At 36.4% G+C, this 22,626-nt stretch carries 23 protein-coding genes and 1 pseudogene; 15 read left to right on the top strand and 9 right to left on the bottom strand.

The genetic code is table 11. From position 1 onward, the window contains the following. Positions 1-39 precede the first annotated feature (39 nt). A complete protein-coding gene (locus HF876_RS09145; protein ID WP_169359755.1) occupies positions 40-1,128 on the top strand; it encodes a mechanosensitive ion channel family protein in 1,089 nt (362 codons plus the stop codon). A gap of 34 nt (positions 1,129-1,162) precedes the next feature. On the opposite strand, the gene HF876_RS09140 is transcribed toward HF876_RS09145, so the two are convergent. Next, positions 1,163-1,702, bottom strand: coding sequence for a 2'-5' RNA ligase family protein (locus tag HF876_RS09140; RefSeq protein ID WP_169359754.1), 540 nt, complete (start codon positions 1,700-1,702; stop codon positions 1,163-1,165). Positions 1,703-2,000: 298 nt separating this feature from the next. On the opposite strand from HF876_RS09140, the gene HF876_RS09135 reads away from it, so the two are divergent. From HF876_RS09135 to HF876_RS09110, 6 genes are all read left to right on the top strand, one after another. Beyond that, complete coding sequence (locus HF876_RS09135; RefSeq protein WP_144539033.1) at positions 2,001-2,177, top strand: asparagine synthase; 177 nt, start codon at positions 2,001-2,003, stop codon at positions 2,175-2,177. 78 nt (positions 2,178-2,255) lie between these two features. Beyond that, positions 2,256-2,639, top strand: a complete 384-nt coding sequence (locus HF876_RS09130; protein ID WP_169359753.1) for a DUF378 domain-containing protein — start codon at positions 2,256-2,258, stop codon at positions 2,637-2,639. 123 nt (positions 2,640-2,762) lie between these two features. Next, positions 2,763-3,287 carry a P-loop nucleotide/nucleoside kinase family protein gene (locus HF876_RS09125; protein ID WP_169359752.1) on the top strand — a complete coding sequence of 175 codons (525 nt, stop codon included), beginning with the start codon at positions 2,763-2,765 and terminating at the stop codon, positions 3,285-3,287. Between the two features lie 153 nt (positions 3,288-3,440). Beyond that, positions 3,441-4,184, top strand: a complete 744-nt coding sequence (locus HF876_RS09120) for a class I SAM-dependent methyltransferase (protein ID WP_346764058.1) — start codon at positions 3,441-3,443, stop codon at positions 4,182-4,184. A 24-nt stretch (positions 4,185-4,208) separates the two neighbouring features. Further along, the gene (locus HF876_RS09115) at positions 4,209-5,060 is read left to right on the top strand and encodes a hypothetical protein (RefSeq protein ID WP_205964066.1); all 852 of its coding nucleotides are present in this window, start codon (positions 4,209-4,211) and stop codon (positions 5,058-5,060) included. Beyond that, complete coding sequence (locus HF876_RS09110; protein ID WP_169359749.1) at positions 5,057-5,836, top strand: class I SAM-dependent methyltransferase; 780 nt, start codon at positions 5,057-5,059, stop codon at positions 5,834-5,836. The genes HF876_RS09115 and HF876_RS09110 overlap by 4 nt, the downstream gene beginning before the upstream one ends. Before the next feature lie 13 nt (positions 5,837-5,849). Here HF876_RS09110 and HF876_RS09105 read toward each other — a convergent pair whose 3' ends face one another. After that, positions 5,850-6,863, bottom strand: a complete 1,014-nt coding sequence (locus HF876_RS09105) for a phosphotransferase enzyme family protein (RefSeq protein WP_481900282.1) — start codon at positions 6,861-6,863, stop codon at positions 5,850-5,852. A 455-nt stretch (positions 6,864-7,318) separates the two neighbouring features. On the opposite strand from HF876_RS09105, the gene HF876_RS09100 reads away from it, so the two are divergent. The 3 genes from HF876_RS09100 (at position 7,319) to HF876_RS09090 (ending at position 11,891) form a co-directional block, all read left to right on the top strand. Continuing rightward, a complete protein-coding gene (locus HF876_RS09100) occupies positions 7,319-7,996 on the top strand; it encodes an ABC transporter ATP-binding protein (protein ID WP_169359748.1) in 678 nt (225 codons plus the stop codon). Next, positions 7,993-9,321 carry a hypothetical protein gene (locus tag HF876_RS09095; RefSeq protein ID WP_169359747.1) on the top strand — a complete coding sequence of 443 codons (1,329 nt, stop codon included), beginning with the start codon at positions 7,993-7,995 and terminating at the stop codon, positions 9,319-9,321. The genes HF876_RS09100 and HF876_RS09095 overlap by 4 nt, the downstream gene beginning before the upstream one ends. A 125-nt stretch (positions 9,322-9,446) precedes the next feature. Continuing rightward, the gene (locus HF876_RS09090; protein ID WP_169359746.1) at positions 9,447-11,891 is read left to right on the top strand and encodes a M1 family aminopeptidase; all 2,445 of its coding nucleotides are present in this window, start codon (positions 9,447-9,449) and stop codon (positions 11,889-11,891) included. Between the two features lie 106 nt (positions 11,892-11,997). Here the strand turns inward: HF876_RS09090 and HF876_RS09085 are convergent, their stop codons facing one another. The 3 genes from HF876_RS09085 to HF876_RS09075 are packed head-to-tail and all read right to left on the bottom strand — an operon-like array spanning position 11,998 to position 15,070. Continuing rightward, the gene (locus tag HF876_RS09085) at positions 11,998-13,554 is read right to left on the bottom strand and encodes a YndJ family protein (protein WP_169359745.1); all 1,557 of its coding nucleotides are present in this window, start codon (positions 13,552-13,554) and stop codon (positions 11,998-12,000) included. Beyond that, on the bottom strand, positions 13,544-14,155 hold the full coding sequence (locus HF876_RS09080) for a DUF4166 domain-containing protein (protein WP_169359744.1): 612 nt from the start codon (positions 14,153-14,155) through the stop codon (positions 13,544-13,546). Before HF876_RS09080 ends, HF876_RS09085 begins: the two co-directional genes overlap by 11 nt. Positions 14,156-14,167: 12 nt before the next feature. Next, a complete protein-coding gene (locus HF876_RS09075; RefSeq protein WP_169359743.1) occupies positions 14,168-15,070 on the bottom strand; it encodes a DoxX-like family protein in 903 nt (300 codons plus the stop codon). Positions 15,071-15,171: 101 nt separating this feature from the next. Between HF876_RS09075 and HF876_RS09070 the strand changes: the two genes are divergently transcribed. The 5 genes and pseudogenes from HF876_RS09070 (at position 15,172) to HF876_RS19360 (ending at position 17,720) form a co-directional block, all read left to right on the top strand. Continuing rightward, complete coding sequence (locus tag HF876_RS09070) at positions 15,172-16,194, top strand: serine hydrolase domain-containing protein (protein ID WP_169359742.1); 1,023 nt, start codon at positions 15,172-15,174, stop codon at positions 16,192-16,194. A gap of 4 nt (positions 16,195-16,198) precedes the next feature. Further along, positions 16,199-16,756: a GNAT family N-acetyltransferase gene (locus HF876_RS09065; RefSeq protein ID WP_240949716.1), complete on the top strand. Its 558-nt coding sequence runs from the start codon at positions 16,199-16,201 to the stop codon at positions 16,754-16,756. Continuing rightward, the gene (locus tag HF876_RS09060; protein WP_169359741.1) at positions 16,753-16,938 is read left to right on the top strand and encodes a hypothetical protein; all 186 of its coding nucleotides are present in this window, start codon (positions 16,753-16,755) and stop codon (positions 16,936-16,938) included. Before HF876_RS09065 ends, HF876_RS09060 begins: the two co-directional genes overlap by 4 nt. Next, the gene (locus HF876_RS09055) at positions 16,925-17,248 is read left to right on the top strand and encodes a hypothetical protein (RefSeq protein WP_169359740.1); all 324 of its coding nucleotides are present in this window, start codon (positions 16,925-16,927) and stop codon (positions 17,246-17,248) included. The genes HF876_RS09060 and HF876_RS09055 overlap by 14 nt, the downstream gene beginning before the upstream one ends. Next, positions 17,245-17,720 (top strand): annotated as a pseudogene (locus HF876_RS19360) (GNAT family N-acetyltransferase). The gene HF876_RS09055 and the pseudogene HF876_RS19360 overlap by 4 nt, the downstream one beginning before the upstream one ends. 140 nt (positions 17,721-17,860) lie before the next feature. Here HF876_RS19360 and HF876_RS09045 read toward each other — a convergent pair. Genes HF876_RS09045 through HF876_RS09030 form a run of 4 tightly spaced genes read right to left on the bottom strand, consistent with a single transcriptional unit; the run spans position 17,861 to position 22,400 of the window. Beyond that, complete coding sequence (locus HF876_RS09045; protein ID WP_169359739.1) at positions 17,861-18,883, bottom strand: sensor histidine kinase; 1,023 nt, start codon at positions 18,881-18,883, stop codon at positions 17,861-17,863. Then, entirely contained in the window at positions 18,880-19,581 is a 702-nt protein-coding gene (locus HF876_RS09040; RefSeq protein WP_240949715.1) for a response regulator transcription factor, read from the bottom strand. The genes HF876_RS09045 and HF876_RS09040 overlap by 4 nt, the downstream gene beginning before the upstream one ends. Beyond that, positions 19,574-21,628, bottom strand: coding sequence for an FtsX-like permease family protein (locus tag HF876_RS09035; protein ID WP_169359738.1), 2,055 nt, complete (start codon positions 21,626-21,628; stop codon positions 19,574-19,576). The genes HF876_RS09040 and HF876_RS09035 overlap by 8 nt, the downstream gene beginning before the upstream one ends. Then, a complete protein-coding gene (locus HF876_RS09030) occupies positions 21,618-22,400 on the bottom strand; it encodes an ABC transporter ATP-binding protein (RefSeq protein WP_169359737.1) in 783 nt (260 codons plus the stop codon). Before HF876_RS09030 ends, HF876_RS09035 begins: the two co-directional genes overlap by 11 nt. Positions 22,401-22,626: the final 226 nt, after the last annotated feature.

Raw genomic sequence — 22,626 nt, 5'->3', positions numbered from 1 at the left:
TGGTATGATATGTGTTGATTTTGCTAGGAGGTATTTTTTATGGATTTGTCTATCTTTATGTCGTATGTCTTTTGGAAGAACCTTGGTATTTCCATTGCCATACTGTTAGTTTTCCTTATTTTGAGGAAAATTTTCTCGAAATATGTATTTAACCTATTGATCAAGCTAAGTGATAAAACACCGACCGATGCATTGACTCACCTTTTTCGGTCCTTCGAAAAGCCTATTCAATGGATGTTTATCATAGTCGGAATTTATGTGGCGGCTAGCTTCTTTCCACATTTTGATGAAACAAATAAATTATTCCTGGTGCTTATAAGAGTCTCCTATATTATTCTGATCAGCTGGGGATTATACAATATGTCCTCTGATTCCTCTACTTTCTTCACTAAAATGAGAAACAGATATAATTTGGATATTGATGATATACTCATTCCTTTTCTTTCAAAGGCATTGCGAGTTATTATTGTTGTCATAAGTATTAGCGTAGTTGCTGAGGAATTTGGTTATAACGTGAGTGGATTTGTTGCGGGACTAGGCTTAGGTGGAGTAGCAATCGCCTTTGCTGCAAAGGATGCTCTTTCTCATCTATTAGGAGGCTTTGTTATTATTACAGAAAAGCCTTTTAGAATTGGTGACTGGATATTGACTCCTGATGTAGAGGGGACGATTGAAGAAATTACTTTTCGTAGTACAAAAATTCGTACCTTTTCACAAGCTATTGTTACTGTTCCTAATGCCATGATTGCCAATGGACCAATTACCAACTGGAGTAAAATGGGGAAAAGGCAAATTAACTTTAATCTAAGGGTATCTCAAGAGACGCCGAAGGAAAAATTAGAGCTTGTAGTAAAAGAAATTGAACAGCTAGTGAGCAAGCATACAGGTGTCCATCCTGAAACAATTTTTGTGAAATTTGATGCATTTAAAGAAAATGGCTATGACATTTTCTTATATTTCTTTACGAACACCACTGTGTGGGCAGAGTTTTTAAAAGTGAAAGAGGATATTAACTTTGGTATTATGGAAATTTTAGAACGAGAAGGAGTTTCTATAGCCCTTCAAAGTAGAAAAGTTTATGTGGATAATGAATTAATTCAGAATGAACCAAAGAGCATAGATGAATAATAAGTACCGCTGGGATTTGTATTCTCAGCGGTATTTATATTGGTTGAAGTCTTTTGGAAAAAATGATTGGTGCTTCTGTCTTGGAAGATGCATCGATTACTGCAATTTCTTGAATCTGCCCTATCATAGTCAGGTTTTGCGAGGTGCAAAAAAGGAAAGCTTCTAATAATTTTTGCTTGGATAAACGATTAGCTATAGTACAGTGTGGAATCCACTGTCCAGGATTATACAACGATTGTGAGTCATGGAAATCCTTAAAATGTGTATGATAATCTTCATGAAAGCTAAATAGTTCCTCTGTAATGACTGGTGCGAAAAAAAGTGTGCCAGACCCTATAAATGATCCAATGGAAGGAAATAAAAGTTCCATACTATTTTTATCCTCTAAATAGCTATCCAAGCTTTCTAAAAAAGAATCCTTATCTAACTCGCTATAACTAGCAATAGTCAAATGCGGCTTTCGATTCCTTATTTCAAAAGCATAGGTTGAAATAGATTCATTCTTTAACTCCTGCCATAGCTTTAAGATCTTTTTATTTAACTCATCATCAAATAGCGCAATAATTCCATACATGTTCTCACCTTCTTTTTCATCAAAATAACTTTTTCTTCAATATCCAACCTTATATATATTTGATTAAAGATTGCCAAGTATACCACTGTAGACGAGTAATTAGCCTCTTAATGTAAATGTATTAGCCTTAAAAAATAATTTTGGTTGATTATATCATATAATTATTTCTTTAACTGCTAAAAGTTGTTAAAAACAAGTATATTTTCAAGCACTTGTACTATTTACTGAGCAGTATAATCAGATGGTTATTGCAAAAGATAGGAAGGAATCATAGCAATTAATGAGAGGAGTGTTTTTAATGGAGAGTATTCGCGAAGGGTTAATACCAACAGTTTTAGGGACAGCTGTAACTACAACTGGAGTTGCGCTTAGGAACAATAGAAGCATTTCACCATTAATCACGAGTTCAATTATTGGCTTTGGCTTAGCACATATCGTGCTAGGAGCAATCGATTTAGTTGAGCATCGTCGCTAAAGATTCAGGTGGAAGGAAACATTCCTTCCATCCTTATTACCTAGCTTCACCTATATAAAATGAAGGAGGTGTTGGTCCGTGTCAGTACTATCTCGGATTGCTTTAGTATTAGTTATCATTGGTGCATTAAACTGGGGTTTAATCGGATTTTTTGAATTTGACTTAGTTGCATCTATTTTTGGTGGACAAACTTCTGCCTTTGCTCGTGTTGTGTATGCACTTGTTGGTTTAAGCGGAATTGCTTGTATACCACTACTGTTTGCTCAAGAGGACGAACAAAGCAGTACTTCTACTAGCGATGGGAAAAGTCAAAACTACAGAAATCTAAGCTACGAAACAGAATTTGCAGAAGAAGAGGAAATTATTGTGGCAGATCCACAAACTAATTCTTCGTCTAATAATTCTACAACAAACTCTCCTACAAATTATTACAAAAAAACTTCTAAGAAAAAGAAGAACTAATTTTTAGGACACACAAAATCCTGGCGTAACGTTCCGACGTGCGTCAGGTTTTTTGTTTTGAAAAGGATATTGAGAAGGAATTAGCGAATATAGAATAAAGAAATTACTGGAAAGGGTGGGAGGATGTTTTTTCTTCAAATGTCAGGATTCCCTGGTTCAGGTAAATCCACACTTGCTAAACAAATTGCACAGATTACAGGAGCCGTTATAGTTGATCATGATATCGTAAAATCAGCGTTCTTAAGTTCAACACATAAGCATCAAGTGAAGGTAGAAAAGGAAGGACCTATTACATATGATATAGATTGGGCCCTCATCGAGTTCTACTTATCCGTTGGACATAAGGTTATATATGACTGTCCCTGTTTGTATGAAGAAATGATTTCGAATGGAACAAAGCTTGCAGAAAGATATAAAGTGAATTACAAATATGTTGAATGTTACATCACTGATATCAAAGAAATAAATAAAAGGCTTAAGAATAGAGAAAGAATGATAAGTCAAATTGAGCGAGTATCCTCAGAGAAAGAATTTCTCAAAACAGTTAATGGCAGTCAAAAACCACCTAACCATAAATATTTACTTATTGATTCTAGCCAACCACTTGAATGTTATTTAGAGGATGTAATGCACTATTTAAATAGTTGATTTAATTTACATAATTAAACACAACATTTTCTACTTATTGATTGAAGCGACAGGTCACTCCCCCCGCGAAAAAGCGTCCGAGATATGAGCGGAAATCAATTTTTAGAGGATGATTGAATATAAATTCAATTTTTTTAAAAAGGGAGGAACATGATGAATATTAAGACATTAGAAATTAACAAAACAAGCTGGGAAAAGTCAGCAGATCGATTTTATGGAAGAAATCCTCTTCCAGAGTATGGACCAATGGCACCTCGCGAGGAGCATTTAAATTTACTAGGGGAAGTAAAGGATTTGAAAGTTCTTGATATCGGCTGTGGCAGTGGCCATTCCCTACAATATATGGCGAATAGAGGAGCAGAAGAGCTTTGGGGAATTGACTTATCAGACAATCAGCTATCTGCTGCAAAAGACTTATTGAAGGATTATGGATCTTCCGTAAAACTATTTCAAGCGCCTATGGAAACTAATCCTGGATTGCCATTAAACTATTTTGATATAGTTTATTCGATTTTTGCACTTGGATGGACGACCGATTTAGATAAAACATTAGCCAATATCTATTCTTATTTAAAAGCTGGTGGAATTTTTGTCTTCAGTTGGGAGCATCCTCTACACAGCAGAGTGAAGCTTGAGGAAGGGAAGTATCTCTTTAACAAATCCTATCAAGAGGAAGGGCCGTATGACCATGATTTTTGGGATACCCAAGCAATTATGCAGCAATTTAAAGTTAGCACCTATATTAATAGACTTATAAAGGCTGGATTTAAAATTGAAGAGGTTGTAGAAGAGGTCTACATGGAAGAAAAGGATCTAGAGCGCCATGTAAATAGATGGTACTCCTTTGAAAAAGCACAACTTATACCGACTACATTAATTATTAAATGTTCCAAATGAGAAGGGGGGAAACAATCGGTGAAAATGAATGATACTGTACCTTTTTTTCTAAATAACTATGACCCATCCATTAGCTTTTTAAGAAGCTATTATGAAAAATACCCAGAAATTTTTACAGAATATTTTTCTCGTCATTGCAAAGACACCGAGGAACGGCATAACCAGTCACTTGAGAAATACCCTGATAGCTTCCTTGATATTAAGCAAGTACATGAAAATATAACACCTATTATTCAAGAAGTAGTGCACGAATATAAACGATTATACGATGTTTCTTTTCCGATACAAGTCAATTTAATCGTTGGAGGATATGGTTCAAATGCATATACGTACCAACAAATAATTCCTAATATCACCTTTGCGTTAGAGAAGCTTTCGCCTGATCCAAATCATTTGAGGGTAATCGTTGCTCATGAGTTTGGTCATGCAGCGCAAAATATTTTAACAGACAGGGCCGGAATGGATTGGACGACTGCACAATGGACTCATCCATTCAACTGGTTATATAGGGAAGGAATTGCAACGTACCTATCTGAAAGAATTGTTCCTCATTTAAAGAAATCCGTTTATTTTACTTACGATGATGAAGGCGCAGAATGGCTCAATTTTGCTCAACAGCACGTCAAAGAAATAAAAAAGGCATTTATAGAGGACTATTTAAAACTGTCTGGAAACGAATTATCTCGTGATTGGTTTTCTATTAATGGAGTAAATGCCTTCGGCTACAGTAGATTTGGCTATTTCCTTGGAGAACTATTTGTGCAAGAGGAAATTGAAAAGCATGGGGAACTTGAGACAATCATCGCATTAAACAATCCTGATTATTTAAACATGGTAGAGCATTGGCTACATCAAGGGGAAGGAGAACTGGTATGACAAATAGCACGTCATTAGACAATTTAGAGGAATATGATGATCCGGCAGCCTATGACCAGGAAAATAATCATTACGTAGGGGAACTTCCATTATTACTAGAATGGGCAGGGAAAGTAAATGGTCCGATTATAGACTTAGCATGTGGAACTGGGAGGCTGACGCTGCCATTGGCTAAAGAAGGCCACAGTTTGATAGGTATTGATATTCATGAAGGAATGCTAGAGCAAGCAGCTTTAAAAGCAAGAAAGCTTGAACTGGATATAGAGTGGCTGAAGCAGGATTGTACAAATTTTCACGCTTGCGTGTTGAGTCCGTTTATTTATATGGTGGGCAATTCCATACAGCATTTCCATACAAACGAAGCACAAAATCAACTACTATCCTCTATTCAACGACATTTACATAAGAACGGAATTTTTATATGTGATACTAGATTTCCTTCTGCCGAGGAGCTTCTTCAACCGGCAACAGAGGAGTATTGGAAAACTTATATGGATGGAGAATACGAGGTAGATGTCTACACGATTAGTAGATACGATTCGTTAAAACAAATCCAACATTACACAACCATTCGAAAATATAAAGATCATAGTGCAAAAATAATAGATGAAAAGGTAACTAATATAAGCTTACGATATACCTATCCCTTAGAGATGGAGAGGTTATTAAAAGAACATAACCTGGAAATTGTAAATGTCTATAAAGATTGGAAGGGCACACCGCTTGATTCCGAAAGTGATAACTTAGTATATGTATGTAGAAAAGTTATCGGATAGTTGAACAAGGACCCTAAGATTGAGGAATTAATTTCAATAATTTTTCACCACGTTGTTTATAAGAGTCTAAGTGTTGTTTTAATATTTCTTCATTATTAGTTTCTAAATTTTTAATTGTATTTCTTACGAAGTTCCAATTTGTGCAACCAGATAACCATATAAGTGAGGAAAGACGGTTAATATCATTTTCACAAAGAAAATCATTTATTTTGTAACCATTAATAAAAGCATTAGCGACAATTGGAGACATTTCAGTTGAAGATATTCCATTTGTTCGGGAATACCATTTGATTAGCCAAGCTAAACCCTCAATCCTATCGCTGTAGCCAATTGATTCAAAGTCAACAATTCCTTTTATTCTTTCATGTTTATCATCCCAGATAATATTAAGTGGATTTAAATCTGATTGTATTATGAAGTTGTAATGCTTCGTACTTGCATTTTCTATATGATATTCGGTTATTTCAAGATATTCATCTATCATTTTTAAACTGTCTAATGAAATGTAAGATTCTTTAAGTTTATTTCGAAGATTTTCAACAAATCGGGAGTAACCAACAAGTTGAGAATGTTTCTGGAAGACAGAACTTTTATATAAACTCGAAATATCGTGAATCTTTCTTGCCATTTTGCCAAATTCCTCTGCAATGTACTCATTACAATGAGTTAAATGTTGACCTTCAATCCATTCAAAAAGTATAAAACGATAGGTTTCATATTCCCATGTTATTGTAGTAAACGGTAAATCTTCTGAAGCGGGTAGCAAACGCATAAACGGAATTTGATTATTTATAAGGAATCGACAAAACTTTGTTTGTTCAAGTAAAGTATCATTTGAAATTTCTCCAAAAATCTTGTTTGGGGAACGATCATTCTTAATGAATCTTGCAGAAAATGGTTTTCCATCAGCAACTATTTTGTAATGTAGGTCACTATTCCAGCTGTCTTTATGTAATTCTTTTTCAATGAATAATGATTCGTTTCCTAATGAGTAAGGTTCAAGTGCTTTTTTTATCATTTGATCCAATTTTATATCCCCTTAGAGTTACTTCGAATTAAATAATGATACTGTACTAACTATAGCCACCATTAATAAAGAAAATAATATTACAAAGAAAAATTTACCATAATCCTCTAATTCTTCAAACGGATTATTTGTGATGAATGAATTACTTAATGATAAAAATAAAGGAAAGCGTCCTCTAGAAACGCTAAAATCAATTCTTTTTTGCAATTAATTCAAAGAATATTCTTTTAGGAATACTTTAAAAATATTAATTTTTAGTAGTTTATATTTAAACAAGATATAACAAATTTTAGATAAAAGTCATAAATTCATACATTAATTTAAGCTGTCAAGTGTAGTTTATGTAATTTTATGTAATTTATAGGGGGATATAAATTAAAAATTCTAGATTAACACAACTAAAGATAGTGACAAGTATAACATTTACTAATCATTTCTAAAAAGGAGGGAGTAAATTGATTGATATCCGTAATCTAAAGAAATCATTTGTACATTCTAAAGAGCAAAAAAAGTTACTGACCGACTTGTCTTTATATGTTCAAACAGGCCATTGGGTAACTATTGTAGGTCCTTCAGGTTCAGGGAAGACAACCTTTCTAAACTGTATATCAGGACTACTTATTCCAGATGATGGCGACATTCTCTTTGGAGATATCAATATCTATAGGTTGACCGCCCAGCAACGTAGTGATTATCGACGTTCCCATATAGGTTTTATATTTCAAGATTTCAAACTATTACCTTATTATTCAATACTAGATAATGTCATGTTGCCCTTGCTATATGATGAGCCCAAAGACTCTCTATGTAAAAGGGCGGAAGCACTCTTACACAAGGTAGGAATTCCTAAGAGCTATTATAACCGATTACCGGACAGGTTATCAGGTGGAGAAAAGCAAAGAGTTGCAATTGCTAGGGCCTTAATTGCCAATCCAAAAGTTTTAATCGGAGATGAACCGACCGGGAATCTGGATATGGACAACCGTGACAACATCCTAAAGATTTTAACTGAGTTGAAAGATGCTGGTCTAACCATCGTAATGGTGACCCATGATGAAGAAGTCGCTAGTTGCGGGGATGAAATCTATCGATTGCATAACGGTAATTTAGAAAAAAGAGAGGCAGCGCAATGATTAATTTAGCAATAAAAAGGCTATTGCGTAGAAAGTTTGTCTCAATTGTGTTGATTAGTGCTTTAATTTGTATTTTCGTCATGGTTCCCGCTGGATTGCAAAATATTAAAATTGCTAGCTTAGCCGTTGATAATTCCATCGAGAAGCATGGAAGGGGATCGTACGACATATTAGTACGCCCTAATTCTTCTCGAACTCAAATAGAAAAAGAACTAGGGATGGTGGAAGAGAACTATATAGGAGATAGTAAAGGAGGAATCTCGATTGCTGACTGGAAAGATATCCAAAAGGATGCAGACATCGAGATCGCTGCTCCGGTAGCTTCTATTGGTTACTTGACTGGAAAGAACTTTTCGGTAGAACTACCTGAGTTAAAAGATTCTACAGAGTTCACGTGGGAATTTTTCACGTCGGATGGATTAAAGGAATACTCACTTGGACCTCCAAAGAATCTTATGTATTTTAAGGAATCAAAACCAGGATTAGTTCAGTACCTTGTAGATATGGAATCTCCAGGAAGTTCGGCGGCAAGTGCTTCTATGGAAGTAATGATGCCACCTACTTATTATATGGTAGCCGCCATTGACGTTGAAAGCGAACAAAAAATGACCGGTATTGATTTATCCGATTTAAATAAGAATTTTGATAAAGAAGAACTTGAACATCTTAAATCATTATATGGCGACATCCCTATTATTAAAGTAATTCAAAGAAAAGATATTAATATTCCAATATCCTTAAAAATGGACGTGGCAAAACATGACTTAGATTTTAATGAAGTTCAGAAAAAACTAGGGCTATCTACAGATGATGAATGGATTTTACAAGCAGAAATGAAAAAAGTACAATCCGTGCTTGGGGAAGTAGCGAAAGAAGAACCGCTTTCTACACAAACTTACGAATTTGACTTGAATCCTTATCTTAACCCATTCAATGGAACTGCACTTAGAATAGATGAGAAATTTCAGTTGACGGACCCTATCAATCCAGTTATCGGGTACATTTATACAATGCAGTACTTTACAGCAGAAAAATTAAAATATCAATCGGTTGGCGAGAGATTATCAGTCAAAATGGTTGAGGGTGGAGAACCTCCCTCTTATAAAGAAATAGAGACACGGGGACACACACTTTTTGAAACTCATGACTTCCCTTACTTTATGAATCAAATAGGAAGTTACTCGGCAAAAGAGGCTGTCCATAACAAACTTAATTCTAGCCCATTAGGAATATACTCAACCAACGAAGTTACGACTAAGGAAGGTAAGATAATTCTACCCACCACGTACCAGGTAGTTTCATTGCCCAGCCAGCAGGTGGATTAATATCTGTCGAATCTGCAGAGCTTATAAAAGGTCCAAAACCAATTGATGCCATCCGCGTTCGAGTGTCTAATTTAGCCACATATAACCAAGAAGCAGTTGAAAAGATTGAGAAGGTGGCAACACGGTTGCTTCAAAAAGGATATGAAGTGGATATAGTTGCTGGTTCTTCCCTTAAGATGGTCGAATTAGATGTAGAGGGAATTGGCTTAGTACAATCCCCTTGGACCACTTTAGGGGTGGCACAGGCTTTGGTGAATAATTGGGATTATATGACCCTTGTTACCACGGTTCTATTCCTGTCTTTTGCTGGGATTTGGTTAATGACTCGTTTAGTTTTTGAAAGAAATATGCTAGAACAGGAAAATGAACTGCTAACAATTATAGGTTGGCAAGATAACAAAATAACATTTCGAAACAGGGTGGAACAATATATTCTTCTCTTTATTGCCTATCTTTTAAGTATTCCGGTCATCGAGATTTTTTCTTTGGAAAAAAGTGCATACATCATCTCTACTACTATTTTAATATTTGGAGTATTACTTATTTATTTAGTTTTAAATCGTATTCCAATAAGGGAAGCAAGAACAACTCATAAACGAATGACATCGACCTCATACTACTGGTCTATCATTTACCCTATAGTTATCATCCTAATCCTTTCGACAGTATTGTTGTCAATACAATTAAGCAGTATTACAAGTGTCTTTGTATCTTCAAGAGAAACTTTCCTTGGTCAATTTTTATTAGAAGAAACATTGATGTTCCAATTGTTCACTATAATTGCGACCATCCTATTATCTATTGTCAGTTTGAGTGAAAGTTTTCAGGCGCTGCTTTTTGTCCGTAGAGAGGAATTCTCTATGTACAAAATTATTGGATGGACGAAGAAGAGGATCTTAAGTCATCTATTAAAAGAGATCAGTAAATGGTCAGGAGCTACCTTGCTAATAAGTTTGGTTATTAGCTTGATGGTTCAATATTTGCTGGGCTTACAATTGACTTTATCCTTGTTCGGCAGCATCTTCTCTGTTTTTTTACTCTACTTTTTCGTATTCCTTTTAGTGGTTACCAATCGTTCGCTCTCCTTAGCCATAAAAGACAAGAATACACGTAGAAGATTATCACCAAAACGTCTTTTAAAATATATGGGAGCTATAGGTGTATCACTTACGCTACTCTATATAGTGGCAGTCAATATTGAAAGTGAACAAGTAGGAGATTTCACCACTGAAAAGCTAAGGCAGAAATCGAATATAAAATCAGAAAAAGAATCATCTTTGGTTCCTTCCAAACAACTCTCTGCAACTTCAGGTGCCAGAGGGAAATACAAGATTGACCTAAAGTTAGACGAATTAAATACCTTCCACATTAACGCGGAAGTAAATGTCCAGAATCTTTCCACTGAAAGCTGGAAAGATGTAGGGTTCTACTTTATACCAAACGCTTTGACGGAAGAAAATAAGCCCGAATACATTTCGGATGCAACTAATTTACAAATTAAATCTATCAGTGATGGGGAAGATATACCCTATGAGCTACGTGACAATGAGTTACTGCTAAAACTTAAAGAAAAAGTGGAACCTGGCGAAACCAAAAAGATTAAGATTGAGTATTCACTTCAAGTTTCAGAAGAAGGAGTCCGGCTAAGGAAAGACGAAGGAGGCTATTATTTAGCTCAATGGTACCCGATGTTAGGCTATTACGATGGAGGATGGAACATCCACGATTTTAATCCAGAAGGAGAATCCTATCATACAGATTACGGGGACTATGAAGTGGCATTTAACCTCCCACAAGACTTCTTCATCGCAAGCTCAGGCCTAGAAGGAAAGGTAGAGTCCATGTCATCAGGTATAATCCATGCCAAACAAGTGAAAGATTTTTATCTTGCCTTGCTCAAACCGGATAAATGGACATCTGAAACTACTAAAATAAATGATACATCCATCAGAGTCTTCTTGCCAGTTAATGAATCTAACAATATGGATAAAACTCTGCAAGTATCATTGGATGCATTTCGTTATTTCGAAGAAAAACTGGGAGACAACCCTTTTAAGGAGTTAGATGTTATTGGCAATCACAAGCATATGGAATATCCAAATGTGGTTGAAGTTTCATCCACCATGGAACATGTCATTGTCCACGAGATTGCCCACCAATGGTTTTATTATCTAGTTCAAAATGATCCCTTTAATGAGGGATGGCTAGACGAAGGTCTTGCGAATTTTGTTTCCTCGATTTACTTGACCGAGAAGTATGGAGATCCGAAATACGGATATGAACACCCTATTAGAATGGCAGAGAGACAATCAACCAGTAAAATTGTCAATCTCTCCTTGGACCAATTTGAGAAAGGGGAATACGTACCGACAGTCTATGGTCGAGTCCCCTTGCTTCTTAGGGACTTCTTTGAAAAAAATGGCGGCGGGGAGGAAGCGTTACAATTCTTATCCCTTTATATAGAAAAATATAGGTTTAAAAATGTAAGCAGTAAAGATTTTGCTGAATATTTCATTGAACATTTCGGAGAAGAACATGAAGAGTTTATAACCGAATGGTTAGAGGTATAGTTACACGATCATTTCTCCGTGTAAAGTTTACTTTTATCTTCGTTATAATAACACCTAACAGATAAAAAAGAACCCATGACTTCCTGGATTCTTTTTTGTTTTTAAGCTACTTTAATAAAATCCTATAATTAATCGTTAAAAAAGGAATGGAGAAAATACGCATCTCATGTTTGGCAGTTAGAATTTTATTTTCTTCCTCTAAAAGAAATTGCTCCTCCAAAGGAAGTTTAAAGATGGTTCCTCTAAAGGCCAAGTAAATTCCAGCATCAGACGCTAAGGCACTTTTGCTAGTTAAGAGCAGCTTTCCATCTTGCTCTTGTAATGCTAATATGCCAACCATAGACGACCATGGTAAAGGGAGGGAGATATTCATAAAGGTTTTCTCGTCTCGAGTATGTATGGAATATAGTGCAATAAAGATGGTGCTTGTTTCAATTTTTCGTATCCAAGCTCTTGTATTGGTACGTCCATCCTCGATAGCTACTATATCTCCAGTCATTTCCATCTCCCTAGAGGTAAATGGTAGATTTAGCTGCTGCAGCCTGGAACTAAACAATCTATATAAAGCGGCAAAAGGCTTGAACCAAGCATGCCAATGAACAGTAGAAAATAGCCGGTAATGCATTGTTTGCTCATAAAAATTACTAATCATAGGAGGGAGTGACTCTTTATCTACAAAAATGCTCATATCATCGACTAAGCCCATATAGGTTTTATTTATGTGATAGTCATCTAAAATTTTCTCACCAACAGTTCCTTTACCTGTGATCTTGCTAATAGGAAACTGCAACTTTTTATAACGTGCCGGTGGTGTCCAAATGGACCAGCCGACAATACCGACGAACGCAAATATTAGGCAATTAAAGAATCCATGAAACTTAAGCATGAAATCTATCGTTACGCCAAAAATACCAAACGCATTCCCTGTTGCATACAAAAGGGAGAACAGGATCGTTACACCTAGAGCTCCAAAGGAAGTAACAATCAGGCTTTTCTGATAGCCGTTTTTATAGGTTACCTTAATAGCTAAAACGATAAAGCCATATATGCCGATCATGTATAAAAGAACAGATATAAATTCTAAAAGTGTAGAAAAAGTGATTCCGATTGCAACGACTAAAGGAGATATTAAAATGATAGCTGTCAGCCAAGGGTAGCTGGCAGGTTTATAAACTCGCCCTAAAAAACCTATAAAAACAGGCAATAAAAAGGAAGAATAATGAAAGTGAATTCCTGTCAGCCACGTTAAAATAGGAGTAAATCCTGTATCTATTTCAAGAACAGAAGCAACAAACCAAAGTCCTCCGATGAATAAATACATCATCCCCATATCAATCGCAAACTCTTCTATATTGGTGAAGCCTCTGTTAATAAAACGTTTAAATCCAACCATGGCAACGATAAAAGTAAAAAGTAGATAGATAAGTGCGAGCAAGGAATCAATCCTTGAATCTTCGGTAATCTGTAAAATAGAAACAGCTATCACAGCTGGAATGACAAAGTAATAAATCAGATGATCATCTTTCAAAACTAATTTTAAGACGAGTGGAACAAATAATATCTGAGCTACGGATAGCATAAGAAAATACCAGGGCTCTACGCTAAAAGCAGCAACTATGAGAAATAAAATAGTGTGGGAGATTGCAATTCCTTTATAGGTCATCTGTTTGAAACACCCCTTTATACTCGAATAATGTACCAAGTAAAGGATTAGTAATTAACACATGAATAGAAAATACGTCTTTCTTTTCTACATAACACTCTTTAACAAGAACATTTCCTTTTAAAAGCCTTGGTAAGGGTATTTCCAGCTTGCCTAATACAAGACGCTGTTTACTAGATTCAATTTGAAGATGTCCTTCCTCTGTGACAATGAATACGAGCTCAGAATAGAACAAGCTCGGCTCCCCAAGATAGTCCCTTACTGCACGCTTACTCTTCTCTAAGCTCATCAGCGCATTGAAATGCCTTGTTTGGTTTGGGAAGAAGAACGTTCTCTCCCAGTGGACCTGTTGCTCTCCATTTGGACCAAGCTTCCCTTTGTTTACGATTTGAAATGGTACATTCTCTCCTTGCTCAGGAAATAAAAACTTCCAACGAGTGGCTATACGAAAGAAAGGTGACAACCATTTCGGACCACTAGTTATTTTTGTCATGACTCCTGTTGCCTGGAAGGCCTTTTCAGAAGAAATAGTATACCGCCGCTTGAGCTTTGGCTGCAGTCGCTCGAATTGTTCTCCAAGCATTTCTTTATAAATAGACATATGAAAAACTCCTTATCTTGAACGCTTACAGCTTTTGGCAGTTGGAATGTCTTTACTAACCAGCAATCCGATAACGGATAGAACAAACAGCGTTAAGTTAAATGTAAGGGGGTTAAATGGATCACCAAATACGGTGGCGTCTCCTATTAAAGTGGAGAGTGTAAGTAATGGAAAAACAACGACTTGGATTTTCAGTAATCTTCGCTTATTACTATAAAGTACCCACAGAATACCAAATACTATTTCAATAACGCCTGCTGTTGATACGATATTTTGAGCTTCGTTCACCGTTAAGGGGAGCATGCCTTGGGTCATTGATACTTCCTCGGGATGCATCAATAGTAATTTTGGAACGAGGCCGTGATACACCCAAACAAAAAAGAACAGAATGGTAATAAGCCAGTGACTGAAGAATCGTACATACTGACTAGAGGGAGTATCTCCCTTTTCAAGCCACCTCTTAAATACATCAAAGCTAAGAGCAGTGGCCCATCCCATTATCGGGCGAAATAGGACGCGATCTATCATTTTTCCAAGTGTTCCAAAACGAACATCGTAATCATACTGCGTAAAAAATTTAACGCCATTTTGCTCAGGCTCATACTTCCAATATCCCTTGCCTTCTTTTATAGGAGAAATCTTTTGGGCAGTACCGAAATGCAGTGAGGATGTTCTAGAGTTGTCCTTCGCATGAAAGGTACCGACACTTTTCCCCCAACCTGCAATACTAAATCCAAATCCTATATTCGTTTTATATTCAAATAGCTGGGCTTCATCTTCTTTTTTGGGTAAATAGGTGATAGAAGAAAAACGTAAATCCCATTGTTCATGTAGCTGGGGATTTTGAGATGCCTCCCATACCTTTTCCATATCGCTAGAGATACTAGTCTCTACATAAATTGGTTTATTTTTCATTATCTCACCTCCTTATAAGATTACCATAAAGGACTTTATGTAAGTGACAAAGAATAAATTAGGGAGGAGAAAAAATAGGCTCAAGAAATGAGGGTGAAAAAATGCAACTGAATAAAAATATACAGGCTAGATTTAATCCAGTAATTGATCATGTAAAAAATACATATAACTCTGTCTATGCAACTGGAGCGGCAGTTATAGTCATTCATAAAGATGAGATTGTGGCAGAAAGATATTGGGGCACTCAATCTAGCAGACCAGAAGCTAGAGAAGTACAGGAGGATACCCAGTTTCACGTGGCATCTGTTCGCAAAAGCTATATAGGATTTGCAGTCGCATATGCGGTGCATCATGGTTATATCGATTCGATAGATGGTGAAGTGACAAAATATATTGCGGATTTGGAGGAAGAAGTTTTTCGTGGAACTACAATTAGACATTTATTGACACATACGCATGGGTTAACGGAGCTAGAAGGTAAAGTTATTCGAGAGTTTTTACCAGGGGAGAGCTGGGCCTATAGACAAGTTAATATAAACCTGCTTACTCAAATAGTAAAGGTTACAACAGGCCAAACAGTAGCAGAGTTACTAAAAGAAAAAGTATTTCGACCACTCAGCTTGAATGAGAGTGACTGGTACACAGAAATTCAACCTAAGCTTGCAGAGGTCATTGATCCGTCCGGCCAACCAAAACAAATACCAACAAACAGTACAAAGGGTGATCAAATTAATATGTTCACTTCTGCAAGAGATTTAGCCTATTGGGGTTACCTTCATTTAAAGCGGGGATACATAGATAACAAGCAGGTAATACCAAAAGAAGTTATTCAGCTATCTACGTCTCTTATAAGTCCGAGTACAATTGATAAGGATTTGCCTCAGCATGGTTTCCTTTGGTTTGTAAAGGATTTACCGGCAAGTAAAACGGAGCTTGGGGTATTAGTTCCGCGTGGCTCGTATCAAATTTTAGGATTCACAGGTGTTGCCGTGCTAGTCATACCAGAACACGAAATCGTGGCAGTTCGGATGGTCAATAGCTATGGGTCACCAGAGAACCATGATTTTCTTGCGGACATAAGGTCCTTTGGAGATAGTGTAATGAAAAGTTTACAGGAGGGGTAAGTGAATGATTATTATTAAGCAATTTGATCATAGCGTCCATGTAGCAGAAGAAATGGCTATGCTTTATCAAGCAGTATGGCAAAAAGAAGAGGATGACTTCTTCGAAAGAATACAAAAGCATGCCAATTATGATGGTTTTCTTGGAATTGTAGCATATTCCGATACCAACGAATGCATTGGATTTGCCTATGGTTATAAATCAGAGGATGGACAGTATTACCGAGGACTTCTGGAGCAGGAACTAACCGTGGAAGAAGCAAACGAATGGTTAACAGATTGCTTTGAATTTGTAGAGCTATTAGTTCACCCCTCTTATCGTGGGAATGGATTAGGTAAAAGATTATTAGAAAAATTAGTGAACAATTGCTCGATGAAGACGTCTGTATTAACAACCAAGGCTAGTAATTTAGCAGCTCAAGCTTTATATGTAAAATCAGGATGGGTAGTGGTAAAAGAAAATTTCTTTCCTTCTGCAAATGATGGACCATATGTCATTATGGGAAAGGACTTGAGAAGGGAAGAGCTTGTAAGTAAGTTAATACAAGAGGGGAAAGAAAAATGATATGGCTTTTAATCATTCCCACACTTGGAGTGCTGTTATTTTTAAATATAATTACGCTGCTCCAAAAATTAAAAGATGGTAAAAATTATCACAATCAAAAAGTACTGGGTGCAGTAATTCTATTCATTCTATTATTTTTCCTTACTTTTTTTCTATTGGAGGGATCAAATGTACAGTATTGAAGCTTTTAGTACGTTCACATTAATGAGACCAGTCTTTATAACGTTTCTAGTTTTAGCTGTAATTTTACTTATAGCGGTAGTGCTCTTTAAAATTCCAAAATGGATAACAGCCTTCACCATTTCTATTGTCTCTATTATTTCTATTGTAGTTTGTGCTCAACTTTTATTTTTGGAAGGAATTATTGTAGATGAGCTTAATTTATCAGGCGACCCAGCTTCTTTGTATATGTTTTTTGCTATTACCCTGTTGAGTATATTAAATCTTCTTATTTACTCTTTTAGACTGGAGAAAAGGAGAGGAAGCGCTTGAGCTATATACTTCAACCGATGACTCAGGAGCAGGCAGAGGACATTGCTTATAACTGGCACTATGAGGAGCCTTATTCCTTTTATAATATGGAGGCAGACAAGGAGGACCTGGAGGAATTTTTAGACCCGGTATGTCGTAAGGACGAATACTACGTCGTTATGGAGAGGGAGAAGCTGATAGGCTTCTTTAGTTTTACTTTCGTAGCCCCTCAAGTGTAATGGATATTGGACTGGGAATGCAGCCAAATTTAACGGGTAAGGGTAAAGGAATCGATTTCTTGAAGGCAGGCTTACAGTTTGCTCAAAGTATGTTCAAACCGGCAGCCATTACTTTATCCGTAGCTACCTTTAACAAACGAGCTATAGCGTTGTATAAACAGCTAGGCTTTAAAGAGCTAGAAACTTTTAATCAGACTACTAATGGTGGAAGCTATGAGTTTGTTAAAATGCTTTATGAAACAGCCAAGGAATGAGTTTCCTTGGTTGTTTTTATTATTGCTAATTAAGTGAGGTATTAAAAGTTAAGGTAGCGTTAAGGGAACTTTTATAAAAGATTTCTAAACTAGGGTTTGGTGACATTGCTTACTCATTCATTAAGATTTCAGAAAAACCTTTAAACCTTCGGAAAAAGCAGCTGAATGGTAAAACCACGTTTGTGTTCTGACTTAACCTCAATTTCAATCTGCAGATTGTCACATAATTTTTTCACTAAAAACAATCCCAACCCTGTAGACCGCTTTTGATTACTAGCATCTCCTGTAAAACCTTTATCAAATATAAATGGTAAATCTGATTGTAAGACGCCTAGTCCATTGTCAGCTACTTTAACATAATAGCTGTCTTTTGTATGGTCAAAACCTGTTTCTATCCAAATGAAACTTTCACTATTTACGTTTCGATATTTAATTGCATTTACAAGTAATTGGATCAAAATAAAATGAAGCACTCTTTCATCAGATACAACGGGTATGTCCTTTATCTCTCTATGAACAAGTACATGCTGCTCTTCCAATAACGATTGTAGCTCTAGTAATACATCTTCAAAGCATTCCACAATAGAGACCTTTTTCAAGCTATAGTCAACATGTGCAGCTTGTAGCTTTGCATAAAATAATATGCGTTCTACGTGATCATGAATCGTTATATTTGCATGATTTAGCCGTTGATAAACCAACGGGGACATTTCATCTTGACGATTTTGTAAGACAAAAAGAAGTAACGAAAGTGGTGTTTTAATTTCATGCACCCAGCTTTCGATAAAGGTTTCATATTCTTTTGACTGGTACTTTGCATCTTGTAAGTCATCAGATAGATGACGTAATTGATTAGCCAAATCATGCAGTGGTTCCTTATGTATGTCACCTAAAACTTGTAGCAACTTAGCCTCATGCTCAGCGGAAGGCTCTCTTAAAAATTTATAGAATGTGTTTCTTTGCTTTCGTTGTTTTTTCCATGTAAAAAGCACACCAATCAAAATGGTTACAAAAGTAAAAATGAGCATCGTCAATATTAATAATTTAAATGACTCTGGATATGCAACCCATGCTAAAAAAATAAAAAAACCGCTATTTACACATAGAAGCAAAATCCATTGCCGCGATTGATGTAAACTAGGGAGCCAATTTAGTTGCCTCATGGGGACTCACCCTCTATCAATTGATAGCCAACGCCTCTGACCGTTTTAATCTGAGATGATACGCCTACGCCTACTTTATCTAATGTTTTACGAAGTCTGGTCATGTTTACTTGTAGTATATTTTCGTCCACAAATTCACTACTTCCCCACAATTCATGGAAAAGTTGCTCCTTTTCCACAACAGCCGGTGCATATTGTATTAAAAGCTTCATAATGGCACTTTCATTTTCAGATAATGAAAGTGAATTGTGACCAATATATAATTCATTCGTTTTCACATCTAATTGGAATTTCCCCCAATTTAAAAGCATCGGCATTTTGGCATATAGTTGTTGTAACTTTTGTACTCTTGCAATGAGACGTTTCGGATGACATGGCTTCGTTAAAAAGTCATCGGCTCCTAACTCTAATGCATGCAACTCATCTCGTATCTGATTGCGAGCAGTTAAAATTAGAATCGGACCAATTCCTTTCATTTTCAAAGTACGACAAATTTGAAAACCTGATAAGTTAGGTAAATTTAAATCTAACAATACTAACCCCGGTTTGGCAGCGATGATATCTTCAACAGGTGTATTAAAAGAAGAGATACTTACTACAAAGTACCCCTCCTTTTGTAAAATATTTTGTAATTCTTCGCGGAGGAAAATGTCATCCTCTACAATGACAATATTCGCCATACCATCACCTCTACTCAATTTCTTTTAACTTCCTGATTTCCTCATCACTTTTTCGTTGAATCATTCGAATATAGCCAACTTCAATTACAATAAATAATAGCACTACTAAACCAATAATAATTCCATTTTGAAGACTGAAAATAGTAGCCGGCATTGCTTTTAATAAAGACCAAATGCCAAAAATTCCACTAACCAACGCGACCGAAATAGCTAAGATGAAGTATAACCAAATTTGCTTGCGAGCAGATTTACAAATTGATTCCACATCTGCACCGAGCATTGCTAATGTTTGATAGCGACTACGCGTGCTTATTTGCTGCATTAAAAAGTTTAGACCTAGTACAGTATTAGCAATAATTAAAAACATCACGCCTAAATAAAACGTTGTATAACTGCTTGCTACCGTATAAAATAACTGTCTACCCATGCTCGCAAGATAGCTCTCATATTGCAAGCCTGTCGAATTAAGTACTTGATCGACTTCAAGCATCGCCTGCATAAGCCCTTTTTCTTCAATGAACTCGTCTTTTAACGTCATATTCCAAAGCCAAGTTTCCTCAGCGTCAAAATATTGCTCATATAATGCATCAGGTACAATCAACGAATACATTAACGTAATAGCTCGATCTGCCACAATTTGATCCGAAAATAACGTCGGCAATAATGTGTATTCATTTTCCGCAATTTCGACTGTTGGATTTTTTTTCAATGTGTCTTTTAATATATCATATGGCGCTCCTGTATCGTCACTTGTATACATGGCCACTTCATTATCAGCTAACTGAATTGGATTCTTTCCAGCTGTCTCAAGCATCGTGTTATAGCTCGATAATGAAATAAAATACGGCGTGTGCTGCATCGATAAGTTGTTTAATAAAATCTCTTTTGGCTCTGAATCAGCTTGACTCGATACTGTTTCTATTAAGCCCGTCCATGCAAAATAATAATTTAATACTGATTCATCTGCAGGTGTGTAGAAATTATGTAACTCCATCCCATAATAACTATCAACATAAGGTGCTAGCTCATCGGATTTAATCAAAGGGTTAATTTCATCTTCATTACCATTAAACGTATAATCAACAGTTCGATTAGCTACAGCGCTATTCATTAACGCTGTCGATGTACCAAAAGCGAAGCAGACCATCGCCATTAGAATCAGTAAGGATGATATAGCGAGTGAACTCCATTGATGCAATACATTTTCTTGTAGCTGTCTCGCCGAAAATATCGATAAACCTGTCGAAGAACTTCCTTTTCGCTTCACATAAACACCAATCATACTTCCTAAGCCACGAAATAAAATAAATGTCCCACACACACCAACAAACAAAATCAATGCAAATACGCGGTAATCAAAATTTCGTAAATATAAAATCGCCATACCATAAGCGATGCTTAAAAAAATCGTCCCGAATAATAAAGCCGCTCCAGATAGTAAGCTCACGGCTCCCCATTTAGGCGTCATTGTAGTTTGTGACTTTTCCTTATCCTCATGAAGTAATTCAATCGGCTCTTTTCGACTCATTGTAAAGCTTAAAATAAGCATCGCTAGCAGTTGCACAAGGAAGAAACCACAGATCGTCAAGCCAATACCTGTCCATGAAATACGGAACGCATGACCTATAATCCCCATGCCAACTAAACGTGATGTCGCTAAATTGATCAGCTCTGTTAAAAACAATGAAATCGGCAAACCAATACTCAGGGCCACAATCCCGTTCCAAATCGTTTCGCCCGTAATCATGAGAAACAGCTTACTTTGCTTCATCCCCATCATTAAATACAAACCGAACTCATGACTGCGACGCTGAAGCTGGTAGCGATTTGCAAAATACACGAGGAAGAATACGAACAATAATGAAACTGCATAAAGCACTGGAATTAATAACAACAATCGCTCGACTGCATCGCTTTCAATCGTCTTCAAATATAACATGACATCTTGCTCACCTAGTGACAAAATCACATAAAACGCCACAATTGACACGACAAGCGATGCAAAATACACACCGTTTTCCTTCCGGATTTTGCGGCTATTACGCTTCACAAATTCAAAGAACATTACTACTACCTCCAGCAAGTTGCGCCATCACCATAACGATTCGCTCATAAAATGTCTCCTGAGATTCTCCCGGTACATTTCTACGTAGTTCATGGAAAATGACACCGTCTTGGATGAACAAAATTCTTGAGCAGTAGCTAGCCGCATTCGCATCATGCGTCACCATTAAAATAGTAGATGCCTGTTTTTGATTATGATCAGACAGCTTCTTCATTAAAATCTTGGCGTTTTTAGTATCTAACGCACCAGTCGGCTCATCCGCTAACACAATGCTAGGATTTGAAATTAGCGCTCTCGCTGCTGCAATCCGTTGCACTTGCCCTCCAGATAATTGTGACGGAAATTTATTTAGCAGTTCTTCTATATCGAATATTTTTGCTAATTGCAGCAACTCTTGTTCTTGTGCCTTTATATTAATTCCATGAATTGCTAACGGCAACATGATATTTTCTTTCGCCGTTAAATTATCAATCAGTTCAAATTGCTGAAATAAATATCCGATTTGATTGCCTCTATATGCTGCGAGTTGTGATCCTTTGAACGACGAAATATTTTGCCCGTCTAGCAATATTTGCCCTGATGTTGGCTTTTGCATTGTGGCGATTACATTTAGTAGCGTCGTCTTGCCTGAACCGCTCGCACCCATAATGCCAAGAAATTCCCCTGGTAAAACATCAAAAGTTACGCCTTTTAATGCCATTGTTTCATTTTGCCCCTCACCAAAAACTTTTCGTATTGCTTTCACTTCAAGTAATTTATTCGAAGCATTCATCTGTATAGCCTCCCATTTTCATTCCTAGCAATACCTTACTACAAAAAAACTGCAAATTACTCTTACAGTTGTTGTAAGATTGAGAGAACTTTATGTCTGTTTAAATCAAGTTGCTAGTAGTAATCGGTAAAACGAGGGGGGACGCAAACAAAAAAATGAAAAATGGTGCTGATTTTGTTACAAATAAATTCGTTGAAGATCGTATTGGTTATGCAATAGAATGGTT

This window comes from Psychrobacillus sp. BL-248-WT-3 (genome assembly GCF_012843435.1).
GTDB lineage: Bacteria > Bacillota > Bacilli > Bacillales_A > Planococcaceae > Psychrobacillus.
The sequence above is the reverse complement of the archived record's forward strand: the minus strand, read 5'-3'. Positions and strand labels throughout refer to the sequence as shown.

What these genes read in the sequence shown, in the direction of transcription:
- HF876_RS09145 (WP_169359755.1), top strand. Translation starts at nt 40, where the DNA reads ATGGATTTGTCTATCTTTATGTCGTATGTCTTTTGGAAGAACCTTGGT.
- HF876_RS09140 (WP_169359754.1), bottom strand. Translation starts at nt 1,702, where the DNA reads ATGTATGGAATTATTGCGCTATTTGATGATGAGTTAAATAAAAAGATC.
- HF876_RS09135 (WP_144539033.1), top strand. Translation starts at nt 2,001, where the DNA reads ATGGAGAGTATTCGCGAAGGGTTAATACCAACAGTTTTAGGGACAGCT.
- HF876_RS09125 (WP_169359752.1), top strand. Translation starts at nt 2,763, where the DNA reads ATGTTTTTTCTTCAAATGTCAGGATTCCCTGGTTCAGGTAAATCCACA.
- HF876_RS09120 (WP_346764058.1), top strand. Translation starts at nt 3,441, where the DNA reads ATGAATATTAAGACATTAGAAATTAACAAAACAAGCTGGGAAAAGTCA.
- HF876_RS09115 (WP_205964066.1), top strand. Translation starts at nt 4,209, where the DNA reads ATGAATGATACTGTACCTTTTTTTCTAAATAACTATGACCCATCCATT.
- HF876_RS09110 (WP_169359749.1), top strand. Translation starts at nt 5,057, where the DNA reads ATGACAAATAGCACGTCATTAGACAATTTAGAGGAATATGATGATCCG.
- HF876_RS09095 (WP_169359747.1), top strand. Translation starts at nt 7,993, where the DNA reads ATGATTAATTTAGCAATAAAAAGGCTATTGCGTAGAAAGTTTGTCTCA.
- HF876_RS09085 (WP_169359745.1), bottom strand. Translation starts at nt 13,554, where the DNA reads ATGACCTATAAAGGAATTGCAATCTCCCACACTATTTTATTTCTCATA.
- HF876_RS09080 (WP_169359744.1), bottom strand. Translation starts at nt 14,155, where the DNA reads ATGTCTATTTATAAAGAAATGCTTGGAGAACAATTCGAGCGACTGCAG.
- HF876_RS09075 (WP_169359743.1), bottom strand. Translation starts at nt 15,070, where the DNA reads ATGAAAAATAAACCAATTTATGTAGAGACTAGTATCTCTAGCGATATG.
- HF876_RS09070 (WP_169359742.1), top strand. Translation starts at nt 15,172, where the DNA reads ATGCAACTGAATAAAAATATACAGGCTAGATTTAATCCAGTAATTGAT.
- HF876_RS09065 (WP_240949716.1), top strand. Translation starts at nt 16,199, where the DNA reads ATGATTATTATTAAGCAATTTGATCATAGCGTCCATGTAGCAGAAGAA.
- HF876_RS09060 (WP_169359741.1), top strand. Translation starts at nt 16,753, where the DNA reads ATGATATGGCTTTTAATCATTCCCACACTTGGAGTGCTGTTATTTTTA.
- HF876_RS09055 (WP_169359740.1), top strand. Translation starts at nt 16,925, where the DNA reads ATGTACAGTATTGAAGCTTTTAGTACGTTCACATTAATGAGACCAGTC.
- HF876_RS09045 (WP_169359739.1), bottom strand. Translation starts at nt 18,883, where the DNA reads ATGAGGCAACTAAATTGGCTCCCTAGTTTACATCAATCGCGGCAATGG.
- HF876_RS09035 (WP_169359738.1), bottom strand. Translation starts at nt 21,628, where the DNA reads ATGTTCTTTGAATTTGTGAAGCGTAATAGCCGCAAAATCCGGAAGGAA.
- HF876_RS09030 (WP_169359737.1), bottom strand. Translation starts at nt 22,400, where the DNA reads ATGAATGCTTCGAATAAATTACTTGAAGTGAAAGCAATACGAAAAGTT.